We start from the raw sequence: 21,464 nt of genomic DNA, 5'->3' as shown, positions 1-21,464 counted from the left end.
GAATTCATGCCGATTCAGGTTCTACCGCCGCAGCTTGCGAACCAAATCGCCGCCGGTGAGGTGGTGGAACGCCCTGCGTCGGTGGTGAAGGAGCTGGTGGAAAACAGCCTCGATGCGGGCGCGACCCGCATCGATATTGATATCGAACGCGGTGGCGCGAAGCTCATTCGCATTCGCGACAACGGCTGCGGCATTAAAAAAGACGAGCTGGCGCTGGCGCTGGCCCGACACGCCACCAGTAAAATTGCCTCTCTGGATGACCTGGAAGCGATCCTTAGCCTCGGTTTTCGCGGTGAAGCGCTGGCCAGTATCAGCTCGGTTTCGCGTTTAACGCTGACCTCCCGCACCGCTGAACAGCAGGAAGCCTGGCAGGCTTACGCCGAAGGGCGCGATATGGATGTGACGGTCAAACCCGCGGCGCATCCTGTCGGTACGACGCTGGAAGTTCTGGATTTGTTCTACAACACTCCCGCCCGACGCAAGTTTATGCGTACCGAAAAAACCGAGTTCGGCCATATCGACGAGATCATACGTCGCATCGCCCTGGCCCGTTTCGATGTCACCATTAACCTCAGCCACAACGGCAAGGTGATGCGGCAGTATCGCGCGGTAGCAGAAGGCGGGCAGAAAGAGCGCCGTTTGGGGGCAATCTGCGGTACGCCGTTCCTGGAACAGGCGCTGGCCATTGAGTGGCAGCATGGCGATCTGGCGCTGCGCGGTTGGGTGGCTGACCCGAACGCCAGCAGTGCGGCGTTCGCGGAGATTCAGTATTGTTACGTGAACGGTCGCATGATGCGCGACCGTCTCATTAATCACGCCATTCGCCAGGCCTGCGAAGACAAGCTCGGGGCCGATCAGCAACCCGCTTTCGTGCTGTATCTGGAGATCGACCCGCATCAGGTCGATGTGAACGTTCATCCAGCCAAGCACGAAGTGCGGTTCCACCAGTCACGACTGGTGCATGATTTTATCTATCAGGGCGTGCGGAGCGTGCTGCAACAGCAGGTTGACGCCACGTTGCCGCTGGAAAACACGGAGCCTTCGCCGCGCCCGTTCCCGGAAAACCGTGTCGCTGCGGGCCGTAACCATTTTGCGGAGCCTGCCGTCGCGCGTGAACCTGAAGCCCCGCGTTTCTCCTCAGCAGGAGCCGCACCGCGCCCGACGGGAGCGAACTACCCGCATGCCCAGCCTGGCTATCAAAAGCAGCAGGGGGCGTTGTATCGCAAACTGCTGGATACGCCGGCCGTGGAACGTAAAGAGCCTGTCCTGGCATCGCCACCTTCTCTTGACGGTCACAGCCAGAGTTTTGGCAGGGTGCTGACTATTATCGCGCCGGATATGGCACTGCTTGAACGTGACGGTAAATTGATGCTTCTGGCATTGCCGGTAGCTGAACGCTGGCTCAAACAGGTGCAGCTCACGCCGGGCGAAAATGCGGCCTGTGCGCAGCCGCTGTTGATCCCGGTTCGTCTGAAAATATCCTCTGAAGAAACAAGGATATTGCAGCGCGCCGAGCCGCAGCTGGCGCAAATGGGTATTGAAATTGTGCTCGAACCACAACATGTGACAATTCGTGCAGTGCCTTTACCCTTACGCCAACAAAATTTACAAAACTTGATTCCTGAACTGATAGGCTACCTGGCGCAGCAAACGTCGTTTGATGCCGCTAACACCGCGCAGTGGATCGCCCGCCACCTGGCAAGTGAACATGCGCCGTGGAGTATGGCACAGGCCATTAGCGTGCTGGCGGAGGTTGAACGCCTCTGTCCGCATCTGGTGAAGACACCGCCGGGTGGGTTATTACAACCTGTTGAATTACAAACGGCGATGAACGCCCTGAAACATGATTGACGTAAGTAAGGCGAGCCTGCCTAAGGCAATTTTTTTAATGGGCCCAACGGCCTCCGGCAAAACCGCGCTAGCCATTGAGTTGCGTAAAGTTTTGCCTGTAGAGTTGATTAGCGTCGACTCCGCCCTCATCTACCGAGGGATGGACATCGGCACGGCGAAGCCGGACGCAGAAGAGCTGCGCGCGGCACCGCACCGTTTGTTGGATATTCTCGACCCGGCTCAGGCATACTCCGCAGCGGATTTCCGGCGGGATGCCTTAGCCGAGATGGCCGAAATAACGGCGGCGGGACGTATACCGCTATTGGTTGGCGGAACCATGCTTTATTTCAAGGCGTTGCTGGAGGGGCTCTCTCCTCTGCCATCAGCGGACCCGGAAGTAAGAGCGAAAATCGAACAGCAGGCGGTAGAGCAGGGTTGGGACGTTTTGCATAAGCAACTGGCGGAGATAGACCCGGTTGCGGCAGCACGAATCCATCCAAATGATCCGCAAAGGCTTTCCCGGGCACTGGAAGTTTTTTTCATTTCGGGTAAAACTTTAACGGAACTGACGCAAACGTCAGGAGACGCTCTGCCGTATCAGGTGCATCAGTTCGCCATCGCCCCGGCGAGCCGTGAACTGCTCCATCAGCGAATTGAGCAGCGTTTTCATCAGATGTTAGCTTCAGATTTTGAAGCAGAAGTGCGGGCGCTATTTGCCCGTGGAGATTTGCATACGGACATGCCTTCCATTCGTTGTGTGGGATACCGCCAGATGTGGTCGTATCTTGAAGGTGAGATTTCATACGATGAAATGGTTTATCGAGGTGTTTGCGCCACGAGACAGTTAGCGAAGCGCCAGATCACCTGGTTGCGCGGTTGGGAGGGGGTTCACTGGTTAGACAGTGAAAAACCACAACAGGCGTTAAACGAAGTGATTGAGGTTGTTGGTGATATCGCTCACTGAATGTGTACAATTGAGTCGTATCGTGCGCAATTTTTCAGAATCGCAAGGTTCTAAGTACAAAACAAGCATATAAGGAAAAGATAGAATGGCTAAGGGGCAATCTTTACAAGATCCGTTCCTGAACGCATTGCGTCGGGAACGTGTTCCAGTTTCTATTTATTTGGTGAATGGTATTAAGCTGCAAGGTCAGATTGAGTCTTTCGATCAGTTTGTGATCCTGTTGAAAAACACGGTCAGCCAGATGGTTTACAAGCACGCTATTTCTACTGTTGTTCCGTCTCGTCCGGTCTCTCATCACAGCAATAACGCTGGCGGCGGCACTGGTAGTAACTACCATCATGGCAGCAACGCGCAGGGCTCTTCTGCTCCAGCGCAGGACAGCGAAGACACCGAATAAGGTTTCGCGCTGTTATCCACACGGGGAGCCAGCGATCCTGCGTTCCCCGCTGATCTTTTTTGAGGATTTTACGCTTGTTTGACCGTTATGATGCCGGTGAGCAGGCGGTGCTGGTACACATCTATTTTTCGCAAGACAAAGATATGGAAGACCTCCAGGAGTTTGAATCTCTGGTCTCTTCCGCCGGTGTCGAAGCAATGCAGGTGATTACCGGTAGCCGTAAAGCGCCGCACCCAAAGTATTTTGTTGGTGAAGGTAAAGCAGTTGAAATTGCGGATGCCGTAAAAGCAACCGGCGCGTCAGTCGTGCTGTTTGACCATGCGCTGTCTCCGGCTCAGGAACGTAACCTGGAACGTCTTTGCGAATGCCGTGTTATCGATCGCACGGGTTTGATTTTAGATATTTTTGCTCAGCGTGCACGTACCCACGAAGGTAAGCTGCAGGTTGAGCTGGCGCAGTTGCGCCATCTGGCGACGCGGCTTGTGCGTGGCTGGACCCACCTTGAAAGACAGAAAGGCGGGATTGGTTTGCGCGGTCCGGGTGAGACCCAGCTCGAAACCGACCGCCGTTTGCTGCGTGGCCGTATTACCCAGATCCTTTCACGTCTGGAACGCGTTGAGAAACAGCGTGAGCAAGGGCGCCGCGCGCGCTCAAAAGCCGACATCCCGACGGTGTCGCTGGTGGGGTATACCAACGCCGGTAAGTCCACCCTGTTTAACCAGATTACTGAGGCCCAGGTATATGCCGCAGACCAGCTGTTTGCGACCCTGGACCCGACGTTGCGTCGTATCGACGTTGCCGACGTCGGCGAGACGGTGCTGGCGGATACCGTAGGGTTTATCCGCCATCTGCCGCACGACCTGGTGGCGGCGTTTAAAGCCACCTTGCAGGAGACGCGACAGGCGACCCTGCTGGTGCACGTGATTGATGCTGCAGACGTCCGCGTGCAGGAGAACATCGACGCGGTAAACGTGGTGCTCGAAGAGATCGACGCCCACGAGATCCCAACCCTGTTGGTGATGAACAAGATCGATATGCTGGAGGATTTCGAGCCGCGTATCGACCGAGATGAAGAGAACAAACCGATTCGGGTCTGGCTTTCTGCCCAGTCCGGTATTGGTGTGCCACTGCTTTTCCAGGCTTTGACAGAACGTCTTTCCGGTGAGGTAGCCCAGCACACGCTGCGATTGCCGCCACAGGAAGGCAGGCTGCGCAGCCGGTTTTATCAGCTTCAGGCGATAGAAAAAGAGTGGATGGAGGATGACGGCAGCGTGGGGATGCAGGTGCGTATGCCGATCGTTGACTGGCGTCGCCTCTGTAAACAAGAACCTGCGCTGGTCGACTATATCGTCTGATCAGAAAGGGTATGCCTGAATAATTCGCCCTTGCATAACAAATATGGAGCATATACATGGCGTGGAATCAGCCCGGTAATAACGGACAGGACCGCGACCCGTGGGGAAGCAGCAATAATCAAGGCGGCAACTCTGGGGGAAATGGCAACAAAGGTGGTCGCGAGCAGGGGCCGCCAGATCTGGATGATATCTTCCGCAAGCTAAGCAAGAAGCTTGGTGGTCTTGGCGGAGGTAAAGGTTCTGGCTCAGGTGGAAATTCCACCCAGGGGCCGCGCCCGCAAATGGGTGGCCGCGTGGTGGGCATTGTTGCCGCTGCTGTGGTTATCATCTGGGCTGCTACCGGGTTCTACACCATTAAAGAAGCGGAGCGCGGTGTCGTTACGCGTTTTGGTAAATTCAGCCATCTGGTTGAGCCGGGTCTGAACTGGAAACCGACCTTCATTGACGACGTCACCGCGGTAAACGTGGAGTCCGTCCGTGAACTGGCGGCGTCTGGTGTGATGCTAACGTCTGATGAAAACGTGGTGCGCGTTGAGATGAACGTGCAGTACCGCGTGACCGATCCTGAACGTTATCTGTTTAGCGTGACCAGTGCGGATGACAGCCTGCGTCAGGCGACCGACAGCGCCCTGCGCGGTGTGATCGGTAAATACACCATGGACCGCATCCTGACCGAAGGTCGTACCGTTATTCGTAGCGATACCCAGCGCGAGCTGGAAGAGACCATCCGTCCGTACAACATGGGTATTACCCTGCTGGACGTCAACTTCCAGGCTGCACGTCCGCCGGAAGAAGTGAAAGCGGCATTTGACGATGCGATTGCTGCCCGTGAGAACGAACAGCAGTACATCCGTGAAGCAGAAGCGTACACCAACGAAGTTCAGCCACGTGCTAACGGTCAGGCGCAGCGTATTCTGGAAGAAGCACGCGCGTATAAGACCCAGACCATCCTGGAAGCTCAGGGTGAAGTGGCTCGCTTCGCGCGCATCCTGCCGGAATATAAAGCGGCGCCGGAAATCACCCGTGAGCGTCTCTATATTGAGACCATGGAAAAAGTGCTGAGCCATACCCGCAAAGTGCTGGTTAACGACAGCAAAGGCGGAAACCTGATGGTTCTTCCGTTGGATCAGATGCTGAAAGGCGGTTCTGCGCCAGCCGCGAAAGACACCAGCGGTGCGAACAACCTGCTGCGTCTGCCGCCTGCTTCATCAGGCAGCTCCAGCGCGAACACAACGCCTTCTTCGAACGATGGTGACATCATGGACCAACGCCGTGCTAACGCGCAGCGTAACGACTACCAGCGTCAGGGGGAATAAGGATGCGTAAGTCAGTTATTGCGATCATCATCATCGTATTGGTCGTGCTTTATACCTCTATCTTCGTTGTGAAAGAGGGTGAACGTGGGATTAAGTTCCAGTTCAGCAGCGTCGTTCGTGACAGTGACAAGCGTCCGGTGATTTATGAGCCGGGCCTGCACTTCAAGGTGCCTTTCATTCAGTCGGTGAAAACGCTCGATGCACGTATCCAGACGATGGATAACCAGGCCGACCGTTTCGTGACCAAAGAGAAGAAAGACCTGATCGTTGATTCCTATATCAAATGGCGCATCAGTGATTTCAGCCGTTACTTCCTGGCGACAGGCGGCGGTGATGTTTCTCAGGCGGAAGTACTGTTGAAACGTAAGTTCTCTGACCGTCTGCGCTCTGAGATTGGTCGTCTGGATGTGAAAGATATCGTGACCGACTCCCGTGGTCGTCTGACGCTGGAAGTGCGTGATGCGCTGAACTCCGGTACAGCGGGCACGGAAGACGAAGTCTCAACGCCGGCTGCAGATGATGCGATTGCCAAAGCAGCAGAACGTGTTCAGGCTGAAACCAACGGCAAAGTGCCGGTGATCAACCCTAACAGTATGGCCGCGCTGGGTATTGAAGTGGTTGACGTGCGTATTAAGCAGATCAACCTGCCAGTGGAAGTGTCTGAGGCGATTTACAACCGTATGCGCGCCGAGCGTGAAGCGGTCGCCCGTCGTCATCGTTCACAGGGCCAGGAAGAGGCTGAGAAACTGCGTGCCGCTGCGGACTATGAAGTCACGAAGACGCTGGCGGAATCTGAGCGTCAGGGCCGTATTCTGCGCGGTGAAGGTGATGCTGAAGCCGCGAAGCTGTTCGCCGATGCTTTCAGCCAGGATCCCGACTTCTACGCCTTTATCCGTAGCCTGCGTGCTTACGAGAATAGCTTCCAGAGCAACCAGGATGTGATGGTGCTCAGCCCGGACAGCGATTTCTTCCGTTATATGAAGACGCCGACTAACGCAACGCGATAAACTCAGGCTCGTTTGAGTACTCAAACCACCGCTCCCAACGGAGCGGTGGTTTTCTTTTATAAGGATTAAAAATGAATTCAACGATCTGGCTGGCACTGGCGCTCGTTTTAGTCCTGGAAGGACTGGGTCCGATGCTTTATCCGCGCGCCTGGCGTCGTATGATCGCCACGATGAGCCAACTTCCGGATAATATTTTGCGTCGTTTTGGCGGCGGTCTTGTGGTTGCTGGCATTGTGATCTACTACATGTTGAGGAAAACGATTGGCTGATCAAAAAGTGGTCGGATTTGGCGTGCTTTGAGGTCAAAAAGTGCTGTATATCTGAAAAAGCGATGGTAGAATCCATTTTTAAGCAAACGGTGATTTTGAAAAAAATGGGTAACAACGTCGTCGTACTGGGCACCCAATGGGGTGACGAAGGTAAAGGGAAGATTGTTGATCTTCTGACTGAACGGGCTAAATATGTTGTACGCTACCAGGGCGGTCACAACGCAGGCCATACTCTCGTAATCAACGGTGAAAAAACCGTCCTCCATCTTATTCCATCAGGCATTCTTCGCGAAAACGTCACCAGCATCATCGGTAACGGCGTTGTGCTGTCTCCTGCTGCGCTGATGAAAGAGATGAAAGGTCTGGAAGACCGTGGTATCCCTGTTCGTGAGCGTCTGCTGCTCTCTGAAGCCTGCCCGCTGATCCTGGATTATCACGTGGCGCTGGACGTTGCGCGCGAAAAAGCACGTGGCGCGAAAGCGATCGGTACCACCGGTCGTGGTATCGGCCCGGCTTATGAAGATAAAGTTGCACGTCGCGGTCTGCGCGTGGGCGACCTCTTCGACAAAGCAACCTTCGCTGAAAAACTGAAAGAAGTGATGGAATATCACAACTTCCAGCTGGTGAATTTCTACAAAGCTGACGCTGTTGACTACCAGAAAGTGCTGGATGACGTCATGGCGATTGCAGACATTCTGACCGGTATGGTTGTTGATGTGTCTGATCTGCTGGACCAGGCGCGCAAGCGTGGCGATTTCGTCATGTTTGAAGGTGCGCAGGGTACGCTGCTGGACATCGACCACGGTACCTATCCGTACGTAACCTCTTCTAACACCACCGCAGGTGGCGTGGCGACCGGCTCTGGCCTGGGTCCACGTTATGTGAATTACGTTCTGGGCATCATCAAAGCGTACTCCACTCGCGTGGGTGCGGGTCCATTCCCGACAGAGCTATTTGATGAAACCGGCGAGTTCCTGTGCAAGCAGGGTAACGAGTTTGGCGCGACCACCGGTCGTCGTCGTCGTACCGGCTGGCTGGATGCGGTTGCCGTGCGTCGTGCAGTGCAGATCAACTCCTTGTCTGGCTTCTGCCTGACCAAGCTGGACGTACTGGACGGCCTGAAAGAAGTGAAAATCTGCGTAGGCTACCGTATGCCAGATGGCCGCGAAGTGACCACCACTCCGCTGGCGGCTGACGACTGGGAAGGCATCGAGCCAATCTACGAAACCATGCCGGGCTGGTCTGAGACCACCTTCGGTGTGAAAGAGCGTAGCGGCCTGCCGCAGGCGGCGCTGGATTACATCAAGCGCATTGAAGAACTGACCGAAGTGCCGATCGACATTATCTCTACCGGCCCGGATCGTACTGAAACGATGATCCTGCGCGACCCGTTCGACGCATAATGATGGTTTCGCCCGGCGGCGCTGCGCTTGCCGGGCCTACAAAACCCATCACAGGCCGGATAAGCAACGCGCATCCGGCTTTTTCGTCCTCCTTCCTCCTTTCAGTTCAAATAAATTAGCCCCTAACTATCTGGCTGGTTTATCATCATTAATGAATATCTGTGCGGTTTGTCCGCGATTTCCCTTTTTCCTGAGGTTGATGTGCAGTTAACAAGTTTCACCGATTACGGCTTACGCGCCCTGATTTACATGGCGTCGTTACCCGATGGAAAGATGACCAGCATCTCTGAGGTAACAGAGGTCTATGGTGTATCCCGTAATCATATGGTCAAAATAATCAATCAACTTAGCCGTGCCGGATACGTTACTGCCGTCCGCGGGAAGAATGGTGGGATCCGTCTCGGTAAACCGGCACAGAGTATTCGCGTTGGGGATGTGGTACGTGAACTGGAGCCGTTGTCTCTGGTGAACTGCAGTAGCGAGTTCTGCCACATTACGCCCGCTTGCCGCCTGAAACAGGCGCTTTCTAAGGCCGTGCAAAGTTTTCTTATGGAGCTGGATAACTACACGCTGGCCGATTTGGTTGAAGAGAATCAACCGCTTTATAAATTATTGCTGGTGGAATGAAGAAAATTTCCACCGGAGCTGACAACGGAGGAACCGACATGTCACACGATCCTTTCCAGGAACGCGAAGCCGAAAAATACGCGAATCCTATTCCCAGCCGTGAGTTCATCATTGAACACTTAACAAAACGCGAAAAACCCGCCAATCGTGAAGAACTTGCCGTTGAATTAAACATTGAAGGTGAAGAGCAAATTGAAGCCCTTCGCCGCCGCCTGCGCGCGATGGAGCGCGACGGGCAGCTGGTCTTTACCCGCCGCCAGTGCTACGCGCTGCCAGAACGCCTCGATCTGCTGAAAGGGACCGTCATTGGTCACCGCGATGGCTTCGGCTTCCTGCGCGTTGAGGGGCGTAAAGACGATCTGTACCTCTCATCTGAACAGATGAAAATGTGCATCCACGGTGACCAGATCCTGGCGCAGCCGCTGGGCGCCGACCGTAAAGGTCGCCGCGAAGCGCGCGTCGTGCGCGTTCTGGTGCCAAAAACCAGCCAGATTGTCGGTCGCTACTTTACCGACGCGGGCGTGGGCTTCGTGGTACCGGACGACAGCCGTCTGAGCTTCGACATCCTGATCCCACCTGAAGAGGTGATGGGTGCACGCATGGGATTTGTGGTGGTGGTTGAACTCACCCAGCGTCCAACCCGTCGTACCAAAGCGGTAGGTAAAATCGTCGAAGTGCTGGGCGACAATATGGGTACCACGATGGCCGTTGATATGGCGCTGCGTACCCATGAAATTCCGTACATCTGGCCGAAAGCGGTTGAAGACCAGATCGAAAGCCTGCGTGAAGAAGTCCCGGAAGAATCCAAAGTGGGCCGCGTGGATCTGCGCTCCCTGCCGCTGGTCACTATCGATGGTGAAGACGCCCGCGACTTCGATGATGCCGTCTACTGCGAGAAAAAACGCGGTGGCGGCTGGCGTCTGTGGGTGGCGATTGCAGACGTAAGTTACTATGTTCGTCCGCATACCCCGCTGGATAACGAAGCGCGTAGCCGTGGCACCTCAGTCTACTTCCCGTCGCAGGTTGTACCGATGCTGCCGGAAGTGCTGTCTAACGGCCTGTGCTCCCTGAACCCGCAGGTTGACCGCCTCTGTATGGTTTGTGAGATGACCATCTCCACCAAAGGGCGCTTAACAGGCTACAAGTTCTACGAAGCAGTAATGAGCTCACATGCGCGTCTGACCTATACCAAGGTCTGGCATATGCTGCAGGGCGACCAGGATCTGCGCGAGCAATATGCGCCGCTGGTCAAACATATTGAAGAGCTGCATAACCTCTACAAAACGCTGGATCAGGCACGCGAAGAGCGCGGCGGGATCTCGTTTGAAAGCGAAGAGGCGAAGTTTATCTTCAATGCTGAACGCCGCATTGAGCGTATCGAACAGACCCAGCGTAACGATGCGCACAAGCTGATCGAAGAGTGTATGATACTGGCGAACATCTCGGCGGCACGCTTCGTCGAGAAAGCCAAAGAACCGGCGCTGTTCCGTATTCACGATAAGCCGTCAACGGAAGCCATCACTGCGTTCCGCTCTGTACTGGCTGAGCTTGGCCTGGAGCTGCCGGGCGGTAACAAACCCGAGCCGCGCGATTACGCTGAGCTGCTGGAGTCCATTGGCGACCGTCCGGATGCCGAAATGCTGCAGACGATGCTGCTGCGCTCTATGAAGCAGGCGATTTACGATCCGGAAAACCGCGGCCACTTCGGCCTGGCGCTGCAGTCTTATGCCCACTTCACATCGCCGATCCGTCGTTATCCTGACCTGTCTCTGCACCGCGCGATCAAGTATCTGCTTGCGCAGGAGCAGGGCCATAAAGGGAACACCACCGAAACCGGTGGCTACCACTATTCGATGGAAGAGATGCTGCAGCTCGGTCAGCACTGCTCCATGGCCGAACGTCGTGCTGATGAAGCCACTCGTGACGTGGCGGACTGGCTGAAGTGTGACTTTATGCTGGACCAGGTCGGTAACATCTTCAAAGGCGTGATTGCCAGCGTGACCGGCTTTGGCTTCTTCGTTCGTCTGGATGAGCTGTTTATCGACGGTCTGGTGCACGTCTCCAGCCTGGATAACGACTATTACCGTTTCGACCAGGTTGGTCAGCGCCTGATTGGTGAATCCGGCGGTCAGACCTATCGTCTGGGCGATCGTGTGGAAGTGAAGGTCGAGGCCGTCAATATGGACGACCGCAAAATCGACTTCAGTCTGATCTCCAGCGAGCGCGCGCCGCGTAACGTCGGTAAAACCGAGCGTGAAAGGGCGAAAAAAGGCGGAAATGGCAAAGCGAACGGCAAGCGCCGTCAGGCCGGTAAGAAGGTAAACTTCGAGCCGGACAGCGCGTTCCGTGGCGAGAAAAAGCAGAAGCCGAAGGCGGAAAAGAAAGAGGCTCGCTCAGCGAAAAAGCCTTCCGCTAAGACACAGAAAATAGCTGCCGCCACCAAAGCGAAGCGCGCGGCCAAGAAAAAGCAGGCGGAGTAATCCTCCCCTCACCCTGACCCTCTCCCCAATGGGGAGAGGGAAAAGAACAGTCATAATGAGAACCATCAATGAGTGAAATGATTTACGGCATCCACGCGGTGCAGGCCCTGCTGGAGCGCGCACCGGAGCGTTTTCAGGAAGTGTTTATTCTGAAAGGGCGTGAAGACAAGCGTCTGATGCCGCTGATCCACGCGCTGGAAGCGCAGGGCGTGGTGATCCAGCTGGCAAACCGCCAGTTCCTGGATGAGAAAAGTGAAGGCGCGGTTCACCAGGGGATTATCGCCCGCGTGAAGCCGGGCCGTCAGTATCAGGAAAACGATCTGCCGGATCTGATTGCTGAACTGGATAATCCGTTCTTCCTGATCCTCGATGGCGTAACCGATCCGCACAACCTCGGCGCGTGTCTGCGCAGCGCGGATGCGGCGGGCGTGCACGCGGTGATCGTGCCGAAAGATCGTTCTGCACAGCTGAACGCGACGGCGAAGAAAGTGGCCTGCGGCGCGGCGGAAAACGTTCCGCTGATCCGCGTGACCAACCTGGCGCGCACCATGCGTCTGCTGCAGGAAGAGAACATCTGGATCGTCGGTACCGCCGGTGAAGCGGACCATACCCTGTATCAGAGCAAAATGACCGGCCGTCTGGCGCTGGTGATGGGGGCGGAAGGTGAAGGTATGCGTCGCCTGACGCGCGAGCACTGCGACGAGCTGATCAGCATCCCGATGGCGGGCAGCGTGTCGTCCCTGAACGTTTCTGTCGCGACGGGCATCTGCCTGTTTGAAGCGGTGCGTCAGCGCGGATAGCCTGTTATGCCGGGTGGCGGCTTCGCCTTACCCGGCCGACAAAGACACGGTACCGTAGGCCCGGTAAGCGCAGCGCCACCGGGCATTTACCTCACTCCTCCAGTGACCGCAAATGGTCATCTTTCCTCAGCGTTAACAGCGCGACAATACTCACTACCGCCGTCGCCATCACGTAATACGCCGGAATATCCAGGTTCCCCGTTTCTTTAATCAGGCCGGTGATAATCAGCCCCGCGCACCCTGAGAAAATCGCATTCGACAGGGAGTAAGCCAGCCCTAGCCCGGTATAGCGTACGCGCGTTGGGAACATCTCCGAGAGCATCGCCGGCCCTGGACCTGCCAGCATCCCCACCAGGCCGCCGGCAATCAATACCACGACCGCTTTCACCGCCAGCGTGCTGGACTCCGCCTGCAAAATTTTCAGCAGCGGCAGGGCGAGGAGCAGCAGCAGTACGGTGGCGATAATCATCACCGTGCGGCGGCCAATCCTGTCGCTCAGGATCCCCGACGGGATAATCGTCAGCGCAAAACCGATATTCGAAATCACCGCAATCAGCAGCGCCTGGTTAAACCCGGTGTGCAGCGCCGACTGCAGATAGGTCGGCATAATGACCAGATAGGTATACCCCGCCGCGGACCAGACCATTACCCGGCCAATCCCCATTACGATGGCTTTGACCGTAGCGACGGTATCCGCCTGAGCGGCAACCGGTTTTTCCTGCTGCTGCACAAAGCTTGGCGTCTCTTCCATACTGACACGCAGCCACAGCGCAACAACGCCCATAGGCAGCGCCAGGAAGAACGGAATGCGCCAGCCCCAGTCGTGCAATGCCGCAGGCGTGAGGAGGGCGGAGAGCAGCGCTACGATGCCTGCGCCCGCTAACAGGCCCAGTGCCACGGTGAAGGACTGCCACGCACCATAGAGCCCGCGCTTGCCGCGTGGGGCAAACTCCGTCATCAGCGAGACCGCACCGCCGTACTCACCACCCGCGAACAACCCCTGCAGGATGCGCAGTAGGGTGATAATCAGCGGTGCAGCGATACCGATGCTGGCGTAAACCGGCACAAGACCGATGGCGGCAGTGGCGAGCGTCATCAGCACCAGCACAATAATCAGCGTCGGTTTTCGGCCAATCCGGTCGCCGATGCGGCCAAACACCACCGCACCCAGCGGACGGAAGAAGAAAGCGATGGCAAATGAGGCGTAGGTGAGGATCAGGCTGGTGAGGCCCGCTTCCCCTTCAAGCTGGAAGAAATTTTTCGCAATGACGGTCGCCAGAAAACCGTATACCGCAAACTCATACCACTCGATAAAGTTACCAATGGAGCCTGCAATTAATGCTCGCTTGTGCGCATCCGGTTGCATAACTTTCCTCACTGAAAGGGGGAGAGAATAAATTATTCAACAAAGCAGAAGGGATGAAATAGTTTATTCTTATATTCTGTGAGCTATTTCACGAATGATATCAGCGGGATCGCGAACGTGTGACCCCCCTCCCATGCAGTGTGCGCGCGGTCTGTCCATACTTATCGTCATTGCCACTGAAGGAGGGAGACAGCATGCACTGGCAAACGCATACCGTTTTCAATCAACCCGCACCGCTCTCTAACAGCAACCTTTTTCTCTCGGATTGCGCCTTGCGTGACGCGGTTTCGCGTGAAGGTGCCGAGTGGGATAGTGAGCTGCTCGCCAGCATCGGACAGCAGTTGGGTACCGCTGAGTCGCTGGAACTGGGCCGGCTGGCAAATGTTAATCCGCCGGAGCTACTACGCTATGACGCCACCGGAGAGCGGCTGGATGACGTTCGCTTTCACCCGGCATGGCACTTGCTGATGCAGGGACTGTGTGCCAACCGCGTACATAACCTGGCATGGGAAGAGGAGGCGCGAAAAGGTGCATTTGTCGCCCGGGCCGCGCGTTTTGTCCTGCATGCTCAGGTTGAGGCGGGCACGCTTTGTCCCGTCACCATGACGTTTGCCGCGACGCCGCTGCTGCAGCAGGCGCTCCCCAAAGCCTTTCACGACTGGCTGACGCCGCTACTTAGCGATCGCTACGATCCGCATCTCGCCCCCGGCGCGCAAAAGCGCGGCCTGCTGATCGGCATGGGGATGACGGAGAAGCAGGGCGGATCGGACGTGCTCAGCAACACCACCAGGGCGGAGAAATGCAGCGACGGCAGCTACCGGCTGGTGGGGCACAAATGGTTTTTCTCCGTCCCGCAAAGCGATGCCCATCTGGTGCTGGCCCAGGCGAAGGGCGGGTTGTCCTGCTTTTTTGTCCCGAGATTTTTACCTGACGGACAGCGCAACGCCGTCCGGCTGGAGCGTCTGAAAGAGAAGCTCGGCAACCGCTCCAATGCCAGCAGCGAGGCGGAGTTCCTTGATGCCTCCGGCTGGCTGCTGGGGGAAGAGGGCGAAGGGGTTCGGCAGATACTGAAAATGGGTGGGCTGACGCGCTTCGACTGCGCGCTGGGCAGCCACGGACTGATGCGCCGGGCGCTTTCGGTGGCGCTGTACCATGCGCATCAGCGTCAGACGTTCGGGAAAAACCTGGTCGATCAGCCGTTAATGCGCGATGTGCTGAGCCGTATGGCGCTGGTGCTGGAAGGACAAACGGCGCTGCTGTTCCGTCTGGCCCGGGCGTGGGATAAACGCGCGGATCCACAAGAAGCTGCCTGGGCGCGGTTGTTTACACCGGCCGCGAAATTTAGCGTGTGCAAAGCGGGCATTCCGTTTGTGGCCGAAGCGATGGAGGTGCTGGGAGGAATCGGGTACTGCGAGGAGAGTGAACTTCCCCGCCTGTACCGCGAGATGCCGGTGAACAGCATTTGGGAAGGGTCCGGCAATATCATGTGCCTGGACGTGCTGCGCGTGCTGGCGAAGCAGCCAGGTATTCACGACCTGCTTGCCGATGAGTTTGCACAGGTAAAAGGGCAGGACAGACATTTTGACCGCTGCTGGCGGCAGCTTCAGCAAAAAATGCGCAAGCCGCAGGAGGCTCAGGGGCGGGAAATAGCCCAGCAGCTGTTCTTGCTGGGGGCCGGGAGCCAAATGCTGCGACACGCGTCACCCCCGGTGGCGCAGGCGTGGTGCCGCATGATGCTGGATACCCGTGGCGGTACGCTGATGAGCGAGCAGGTACAAAGTGACCTGCTGTTGCGAGCCACGGGCAGAGTTGGCTAGTTTTTAAGCTGGAACAAGCTGACCAGTTGGGTCAGGTGTGAACCCTTCTCGCGCAGCGTGTGGGCGGTTTGCTCGCTGCGTGAGATGCGATCGGCATTGATATGCGACGCCTCGCCAATATGGGTCATGGCGAGATTCACCTGGCCGATCCCTGCGGATTGCTCGCGTGACGCATGGTTAATCTCGGTGACCAGCTGGCTGATGTTATCGATATGAATGATGATGTCATCCATCGCCAGGCGTGTCTGTTCAGACAGCGCATGGCCCTCACTCACTTTCCTGAGCGTATCGCCGATCAGCTGTTCAATCTCCTTCACCGCGTTAGCGCTGCGTCCCGCCAGGGCACGAACTTCCTGCGCGACGACCGCAAACCCTTTTCCGTGCTCGCCTGCACGGGCCGCTTCCACTGCTGCATTCAGAGCCAGGATATTGGTCTGGAAAGCGATGGACTCGATCACGCGGGTGATGTCTTCAATGCGTTTTGACGCTTCGCGAATGTCGTCCATGGTCGACACCGCATGGGTGACCGTCTCACCGCCCTGATGGACTGCGAGCGAGGTTTCACCCACCAGCTGCTGCGTTTGCTCCATGTTGGCGGCATTTTGCTGTACGGTCGCGGCCAACTGCTCCATGCTGGCGGAAGTCTCTTCCACGCTGCTGGCCTGCTTGTTGATCTGCTCGGAAATCTCTCCTGTATCGGAGGCGAGCGCATTGGTACCCAAATGGATCTCGCCTGCGGCCTCGCGAACCTGCAGCACAATTTTTTGCAGGCCGCCGCCGATGCCGTTGATGGCATCGATCAGCTGGCCGACCTCGTCCTGGCGCGTCACGGGCAGGCTGGAACGGAGATCGCCTGCGGCGTATTGCCGGGCAAGGTGGATCACATTGCGCAGCGGTCGGGTCAGTATGCGGCGAATAAGCACCGCGAACAGGCCAGCAAAGAGGATGGATAAGACCACGCCAGCCAGCAGGAAGCGGTCACGCATGGCGGTAACGCTTGAGAGCAGCACTGATTTATCCACTTCGCCCACGATAGTCCAGTTCCAGCCTGGCAGCGGGGTATAGGCCATTTTCAGCGTGCGACCGTCGTCGCTTACGCGCTCCAGCGTGCCGGGTTTATCACTCAGAAGCTGTTGCTGCGTCGCGCCGTCCCACTTCGGCAGTTGTCCCTCTTCACTGGCATGGAACAGGTATTGTCCGCGCGTTTTGCCGCTGCTGCGATCCAGCACAAAGAAGTGACCGCTCTCGCCCAGGCGGCGATTGAGGATTTTCTCACGCATTACGTTCCAGGAGTGAGTAATGTCCACCCCGACAAAGACGATCGCAATGACCTGTCCTTCGGCGTTTTTAACGGGCTGGTACTGGGTGATGTAGCGTTTGCCAAACAGCCGCGCCAGGCCACGGTAGACGTCACCTTTGTTTACGGCGGCAAAGGCCGGGCTGGAGGTATCCAGAATGGTACCCATGGCCCGCTCGCCATTCTCTTTGCGAAGAGACGTGGCCACGCGCACAAAGTCATTACCGCTGCGGACAAACAGCGTAGAAATGGCTCCCGTACGGTTCAGGAACTCGTCCGACAGGGTGTTGTTTTCATGCAGCCCGGTTTCTCCACCTTTAAGAAGTGGAACGCTGAGCCCGTTAATCGTCTGGGGTTGGGAATTATCAACGTTCAGCGGCTGCGGTAAAAAGGTGGTAAACAGCCGGGTATAACTCTCAACCTCTTCACTCAGACTGGTGTTAAACATCTGCACCATGTCGACCATACCGGTGGACTGATTATGCAGATCTTCTACCGCAAGGGCTTCAAGCTGCTGGCTGGCTTTTTGACTGAGCAGAAAAGTGAAAAGCAGAAACAGTGTAGCGACACTGACGCCCGTCAGCAGCGATAGCTTCGCACCCAGGCCTGCACGGCGAAAAACGTTGATCATAAATTGCTCATCATTGAAAAGGTATGGTTCTTCAACGGCAGAGCGGGGATTACGTTTACTTCATTAATGTAACAAAATGTTATTTTATTGTTCTTGATTGGTTTTATATAAGATAAAAAATTTGCAAAAACAAAAAGCCACTAAAAATAAGTGGCTTTTATCGGAAGGGATATTACACGTAGAGAATGGCCTGTACCCGCCAGTGGTCGATATGGTTATCTTCCTGCATCTGGATGATGCGATACCATGAAGCACCCTGCTCATCGGCCTTTAATGCCACGACACGTTCAACGTCCTGCGGGCTCCCCGAGATATTATTCACGGAGATTTGGCCAATTTCATTCAGGCCAGTCACACAGTCAGCACTGGCGAATTCTGCAGACTGCGCGGTGGTGCTCACAAGGCCTGCAGAGAGCAACAGAGAGGTCAAAGCAAGAGTTCGTTTCATCGTCAGCTCCATTTCACATATCTCCGGTATCCGCCGGGCAATCCTTCGCAAATAAACTCCCTTCCATTGACGCGGGCATGGAGTTTATTGTGGACAGGAAAATGTCTATGGACGCAAAGCAGTGTAAATCTCGTTCAAAGGCAAACCATTACTTACGGTACAAAATAGCCTGCGAGTACCATTGTCCCGTTATGATGGTTTCGTCGATCATGATGATGACGTAATAATCTGCTTTGGCGGCGACGGCCTGTGCTTTTATTGCCGCTTCTGCGTCATCCGGAGAACCGCGAACCAGCGCGGAGACGGTGCCCATTCGTTGTAATCCTTCCGTCTGATTACGACGAATCTCCTGTGGATGATCGGCGACCGGTGGAGCGGGTTGCGGCGTTCCCTGCAGCGCGCTACAGCCATTGAGCAGAAACACCAGCAATAAAGCAGCAAACCTGCGCATAACCATATCTCGTTTCCTGATAGCCATAGTGTAGTTGTCTGTGAATTTAGTTTTGGGGGAATGTTCCCGAAGTGTTATCTGGGACGTATATTTCGAATGAAAATGACGTGAAAGCGTAACCCAGTTCTCAACATTATGAATCATACATTCGCACAGGGTCGACAATGATTGAAATTGAAATACGCCACCTCGGCGACCATGAAATTTTACACGCGATGCCCGCGGGAAAACGTGATAAACCGCTGCCTGTTATCGTTTTTTATCATGGGTTTACGTCATCGAAGCTGGTTTACAGTTATTTTGCGGTGGCGCTGGCGCAGGCGGGTTTCCGGGTGGTGATGCCGGATGCACCCGACCACGGCGCACGCTTTAAAGGCAATGAACAGGCGCGGCTTGGGCAGTTCTGGCACATTCTGCACGGTAGTCTGACCGAGTTTGCCGGGCTGCGCGATGCGCTTTATGAGGCCGGGCTGGTGGCCGATAATCAGCTGGCAGTAGCCGGGGCGTCGATGGGCGGTATGACGGCGCTGGGGATTATGACGCATCATCCTGAAGTGAAGTCTGTCGCCTGTCTGATGGGCTCGGGCTACTTTACTTCGCTGGCGAAGACGCTTTTTCCCCCTCAGGATTTAACGGAAATAACGGCGATGCTGGCAGAGTGGGAAGTGACCCGGGCATTACCGCGCCTGGCCGATCGCCCGCTACTACTGTGGCACGGTGATGCAGATGATGTGGTTCCGCCCGACGGAACCTTCCGTCTTCAGCAGGCTCTGCAGCATGAGGGGCTGGATGGAAACCTGACCTGCCTTTGGGAAAAGGGCGTTCGCCACCGTATCACTCCAACGGCGCTGGACGCCACGGTGGCGTTTTTCCGCCAGCATCTCTAAACGCGAAGGACTTTCACGCCCTGATCTTCCAGCTTCTTGAGGATTTCAGGGTTGGCCCCTTTGCCGGTGATCACCATGTCGATCTGTTCGGCACGGCTGAATAACATCCCTGCGCGCTCGCCCACTTTGCTGCTGTCGACCAGCACAACGAGCTTGCCCACGACGTTGAGCATGTTTTGTTCCGCCATCGCGGTGAGCATATCGGTTTTATAGAGGCCATCTGCGGTAAGGCCTTTGCCGCTGGTAAACATCCAGTGCCCGGCATAGAGACTGTTTTCACTGTCCTGAGGGCTGAGCGTAATGGACTGACTTTTGTTGTACTGGCCGCCCATGATCACGACGCTCTCATGTTCCTGATCGATAAGATAGTTGGCGAGCGGTAAGTAGTTAGTAATGATTTGCACCGGCTTGCCGCACATTTCGCGGCCCAGCAGAAACGCGGTGGAGCCGCAGTTGATGACGACACTCTCACCGGGATTCACCAGCTGCGACGCGGCTCTGGCGATCCGCACTTTTTCATCATGATTTTGCGCCTGATGAATATTCATCGGTGTCCAGCGGGGGCGCTGTTGGCTGATCGCTTCCGCCCCATTGCGAACTTTTTTCAGTTTGCCGCTTTCATCCAGCTTATTGATATCCCGCCGCGCCGTTGCCGGGGAGATCCCTAAACGTTCGATCACTTTCTCGACGGTGATAAACCCTGTTTGCGCCAGGAGTTCCAGGAGAATTTGATGCCGTTGCGCTTCCGTCATGAGCTATTCCGATAAGAATTGATTTGAAAAGATGATATTTGAAATAGCGTGAAATTACTAAAAGAAATATGGCATCGCCAGACATCACGTCTGGCGATGTGGTTGCACAATCAGAGGAAGGACTTGAACGGCAGATCGGGCTCAATGGTGAAGCAATCATCGAAGCCACGTGGGTAGTGATATTCGAAATTGTCTTTATCCAGCGGCCAGGTGAACTTGCCGCCGACCTGCCAGATAAACGGCTTGAAGCCGTACTTCAGGCGATCTTTTTTCATCTCCCACAGCACGCGGATTTCCTGCGGGTCGGCCTGGAAGTTTGACCAGATATCGTGGTGGAACGGGATCACCACTTTAGTATTCAATGCTTCCGCCATGCGCAGCATATCGGCACTGGTCATTTTGTCAGTAATGCCGCGCGGGTTCTCGCCGTAGGAGCCCAGCGCCACGTCGATCTGGTGCTCGTTACCATGCTTCGCATAGTAGTTGGAGTAGTGAGAGTCACCGCTGTGGTACAGGGAACCGCCAGGGGTTTTAAACAGGTAGTTCACCGCGCGTTCATCCATACCGTCCGGCAATACGCCAGCGGCTTTCTGGTCGGCTGGCAGAGTAATCAATGCCGTACGGTCAAAGGCATCCAGCGCATGGATTTCAATATCTTTGATTTTCACCACGTCGCCAGGCTTCATCACGATGCAGCGTTCTTTCGGCACACCCCAGCCAATCCAGAGATCCACGCAGGTCTGTGGCCCGATAAACGGCACATCCGCAGCGCAGTTTTGCATGACCGCTGCCGCCACGTTCACGTCGATATGATCGTTGTGATCGTGAGTGGAGAGAACGGCATCGATCTGACGAATGGCAAACGGATCAAGCACAAAAGGCGTCGTTCGCAGGTTCGGCTGCAGTTTTTCTACGCCCGCCATGCGCTGCATCTGATGGCCTTTTTTCATCAGCGGGTTGCCGTGGCTCTGTTTGCCCGTGCCGCACCAGAAATCGACGCAGATATTGGCGCCACCCTCTGATTTCAGCCAGATGCCGGTGCAGCCCAGCCACCACATGGCAAAGGTACCAGGAGCTACATTTTCCTGCTCGATCTCTTCATTCAGCCAGCTACCCCATTCCGGGAAAGTGCTCAGAATCCATGACTCACGGGTGATGGTGTTTACTTTACTCATCGTTTTGGCTCCTGGTTTTAATCAAAAGTAATCATTTGGTGATTTGTTGTGATTAATGCTGGCACCATTTGATGCGCTTTGCAATGGCTAAAATGAGGAATTTTATCTGTTCGACTTCACTGAGTATCCGCTTTTTCCTTGTTAGACTATTGTGTATTAAAGATTAATTACATGAATAATAAGGATTAATTT

Annotated in this window: 19 protein-coding genes; 13 read left to right on the top strand and 6 right to left on the bottom strand. The window is 55.6% G+C overall.

Annotated elements, in window-relative coordinates; all coding sequences use genetic code 11:
* Nucleotides 1–6: 6 nt before the first annotated feature.
* The 11 genes from mutL to rlmB all read left to right on the top strand — a co-directional run bounded on the left by mutL (nt 7) and on the right by rlmB (nt 12,448).
* A complete protein-coding gene (mutL, locus tag PYW49_RS17260) occupies nt 7–1,851 on the top strand; it encodes a DNA mismatch repair endonuclease MutL (protein WP_320387058.1) in 1,845 nt (614 codons plus the stop codon).
* A complete protein-coding gene (gene miaA / locus PYW49_RS17255) occupies nt 1,844–2,794 on the top strand; it encodes a tRNA (adenosine(37)-N6)-dimethylallyltransferase MiaA (RefSeq protein ID WP_320387057.1) in 951 nt (316 codons plus the stop codon). The genes mutL and miaA overlap by 8 nt, the downstream gene beginning before the upstream one ends.
* A gap of 85 nt (nt 2,795–2,879) precedes the next feature.
* Nucleotides 2,880–3,191, top strand: a complete 312-nt coding sequence (gene hfq / locus PYW49_RS17250) for an RNA chaperone Hfq (RefSeq protein ID WP_045284414.1) — start codon at nt 2,880–2,882, stop codon at nt 3,189–3,191.
* Between the two features lie 74 nt (nt 3,192–3,265).
* Nucleotides 3,266–4,546 (top strand): ribosome rescue GTPase HflX, encoded by a 1,281-nt coding sequence (gene hflX, locus PYW49_RS17245; protein ID WP_047346122.1) that lies wholly within the window; start codon nt 3,266–3,268, stop codon nt 4,544–4,546.
* 56 nt (nt 4,547–4,602) lie between these two features.
* On the top strand, nt 4,603–5,862 hold the full coding sequence (gene hflK, locus PYW49_RS17240) for an FtsH protease activity modulator HflK (RefSeq protein ID WP_134349422.1): 1,260 nt from the start codon (nt 4,603–4,605) through the stop codon (nt 5,860–5,862).
* A 2-nt stretch (nt 5,863–5,864) separates the two neighbouring features.
* Nucleotides 5,865–6,869 (top strand): protease modulator HflC, encoded by a 1,005-nt coding sequence (gene hflC / locus PYW49_RS17235; RefSeq protein ID WP_028016442.1) that lies wholly within the window; start codon nt 5,865–5,867, stop codon nt 6,867–6,869.
* A 71-nt stretch (nt 6,870–6,940) separates the two neighbouring features.
* Nucleotides 6,941–7,138: a DUF2065 domain-containing protein gene (locus PYW49_RS17230; protein ID WP_003855996.1), complete on the top strand. Its 198-nt coding sequence runs from the start codon at nt 6,941–6,943 to the stop codon at nt 7,136–7,138.
* 104 nt (nt 7,139–7,242) lie between these two features.
* Nucleotides 7,243–8,541: an adenylosuccinate synthase gene (locus PYW49_RS17225; RefSeq protein ID WP_047346433.1), complete on the top strand. Its 1,299-nt coding sequence runs from the start codon at nt 7,243–7,245 to the stop codon at nt 8,539–8,541.
* Nucleotides 8,542–8,742: 201 nt separating this feature from the next.
* Complete coding sequence (nsrR, locus tag PYW49_RS17220; protein WP_320387056.1) at nt 8,743–9,168, top strand: nitric oxide-sensing transcriptional repressor NsrR; 426 nt, start codon at nt 8,743–8,745, stop codon at nt 9,166–9,168.
* A gap of 38 nt (nt 9,169–9,206) precedes the next feature.
* Nucleotides 9,207–11,648 (top strand): ribonuclease R, encoded by a 2,442-nt coding sequence (rnr, locus tag PYW49_RS17215; RefSeq protein WP_134349424.1) that lies wholly within the window; start codon nt 9,207–9,209, stop codon nt 11,646–11,648.
* A gap of 68 nt (nt 11,649–11,716) precedes the next feature.
* On the top strand, nt 11,717–12,448 hold the full coding sequence (gene rlmB / locus PYW49_RS17210) for a 23S rRNA (guanosine(2251)-2'-O)-methyltransferase RlmB (RefSeq protein WP_023334255.1): 732 nt from the start codon (nt 11,717–11,719) through the stop codon (nt 12,446–12,448).
* Between the two features lie 91 nt (nt 12,449–12,539).
* Here the strand turns inward: rlmB and PYW49_RS17205 are convergent, their stop codons facing one another.
* Nucleotides 12,540–13,814: an MFS transporter gene (locus PYW49_RS17205; protein WP_320387055.1), complete on the bottom strand. Its 1,275-nt coding sequence runs from the start codon at nt 13,812–13,814 to the stop codon at nt 12,540–12,542.
* Nucleotides 13,815–14,008: 194 nt separating this feature from the next.
* Here PYW49_RS17205 and PYW49_RS17200 point away from each other — a divergent pair, with 194 nt between their 5' ends.
* A complete protein-coding gene (locus PYW49_RS17200) occupies nt 14,009–15,631 on the top strand; it encodes an isovaleryl-CoA dehydrogenase (protein ID WP_320387054.1) in 1,623 nt (540 codons plus the stop codon).
* Here PYW49_RS17200 and PYW49_RS17195 read toward each other — a convergent pair.
* From PYW49_RS17195 to bsmA, 3 genes are all read right to left on the bottom strand, one after another.
* Complete coding sequence (locus PYW49_RS17195) at nt 15,628–17,559, bottom strand: methyl-accepting chemotaxis protein (RefSeq protein WP_320387053.1); 1,932 nt, start codon at nt 17,557–17,559, stop codon at nt 15,628–15,630. The genes PYW49_RS17200 and PYW49_RS17195 overlap by 4 nt on opposite strands.
* 172 nt (nt 17,560–17,731) lie before the next feature.
* Complete coding sequence (yjfN, locus tag PYW49_RS17190) at nt 17,732–18,019, bottom strand: DUF1471 family protease activator YjfN (protein WP_021240708.1); 288 nt, start codon at nt 18,017–18,019, stop codon at nt 17,732–17,734.
* Between the two features lie 136 nt (nt 18,020–18,155).
* Entirely contained in the window at nt 18,156–18,485 is a 330-nt protein-coding gene (bsmA, locus tag PYW49_RS17185; RefSeq protein WP_134349428.1) for a biofilm peroxide resistance protein BsmA, read from the bottom strand.
* A 137-nt stretch (nt 18,486–18,622) separates the two neighbouring features.
* Here bsmA and yjfP point away from each other — a divergent pair, with 137 nt between their 5' ends.
* A complete protein-coding gene (gene yjfP / locus PYW49_RS17180; protein ID WP_320387052.1) occupies nt 18,623–19,345 on the top strand; it encodes an esterase in 723 nt (240 codons plus the stop codon).
* Here the strand turns inward: yjfP and ulaR are convergent.
* On the bottom strand, nt 19,342–20,097 hold the full coding sequence (gene ulaR, locus PYW49_RS17175; protein WP_134349430.1) for an HTH-type transcriptional regulator UlaR: 756 nt from the start codon (nt 20,095–20,097) through the stop codon (nt 19,342–19,344). The two genes, yjfP and ulaR, sit on opposite strands and share 4 nt — an antisense overlap.
* Nucleotides 20,098–20,207: 110 nt before the next feature.
* Entirely contained in the window at nt 20,208–21,272 is a 1,065-nt protein-coding gene (gene ulaG, locus PYW49_RS17170) for an L-ascorbate 6-phosphate lactonase (protein WP_134349431.1), read from the bottom strand.
* Between the last annotated feature and the right edge of the window lie 192 nt (nt 21,273–21,464).

The organism is Enterobacter chinensis, from assembly GCF_034008295.1.
Taxonomy (GTDB): Bacteria; Pseudomonadota; Gammaproteobacteria; order Enterobacterales; family Enterobacteriaceae; genus Enterobacter; species Enterobacter chinensis.
The sequence above is the reverse complement of the archived record's forward strand: the minus strand, read 5'-3'. Positions and strand labels throughout refer to the sequence as shown.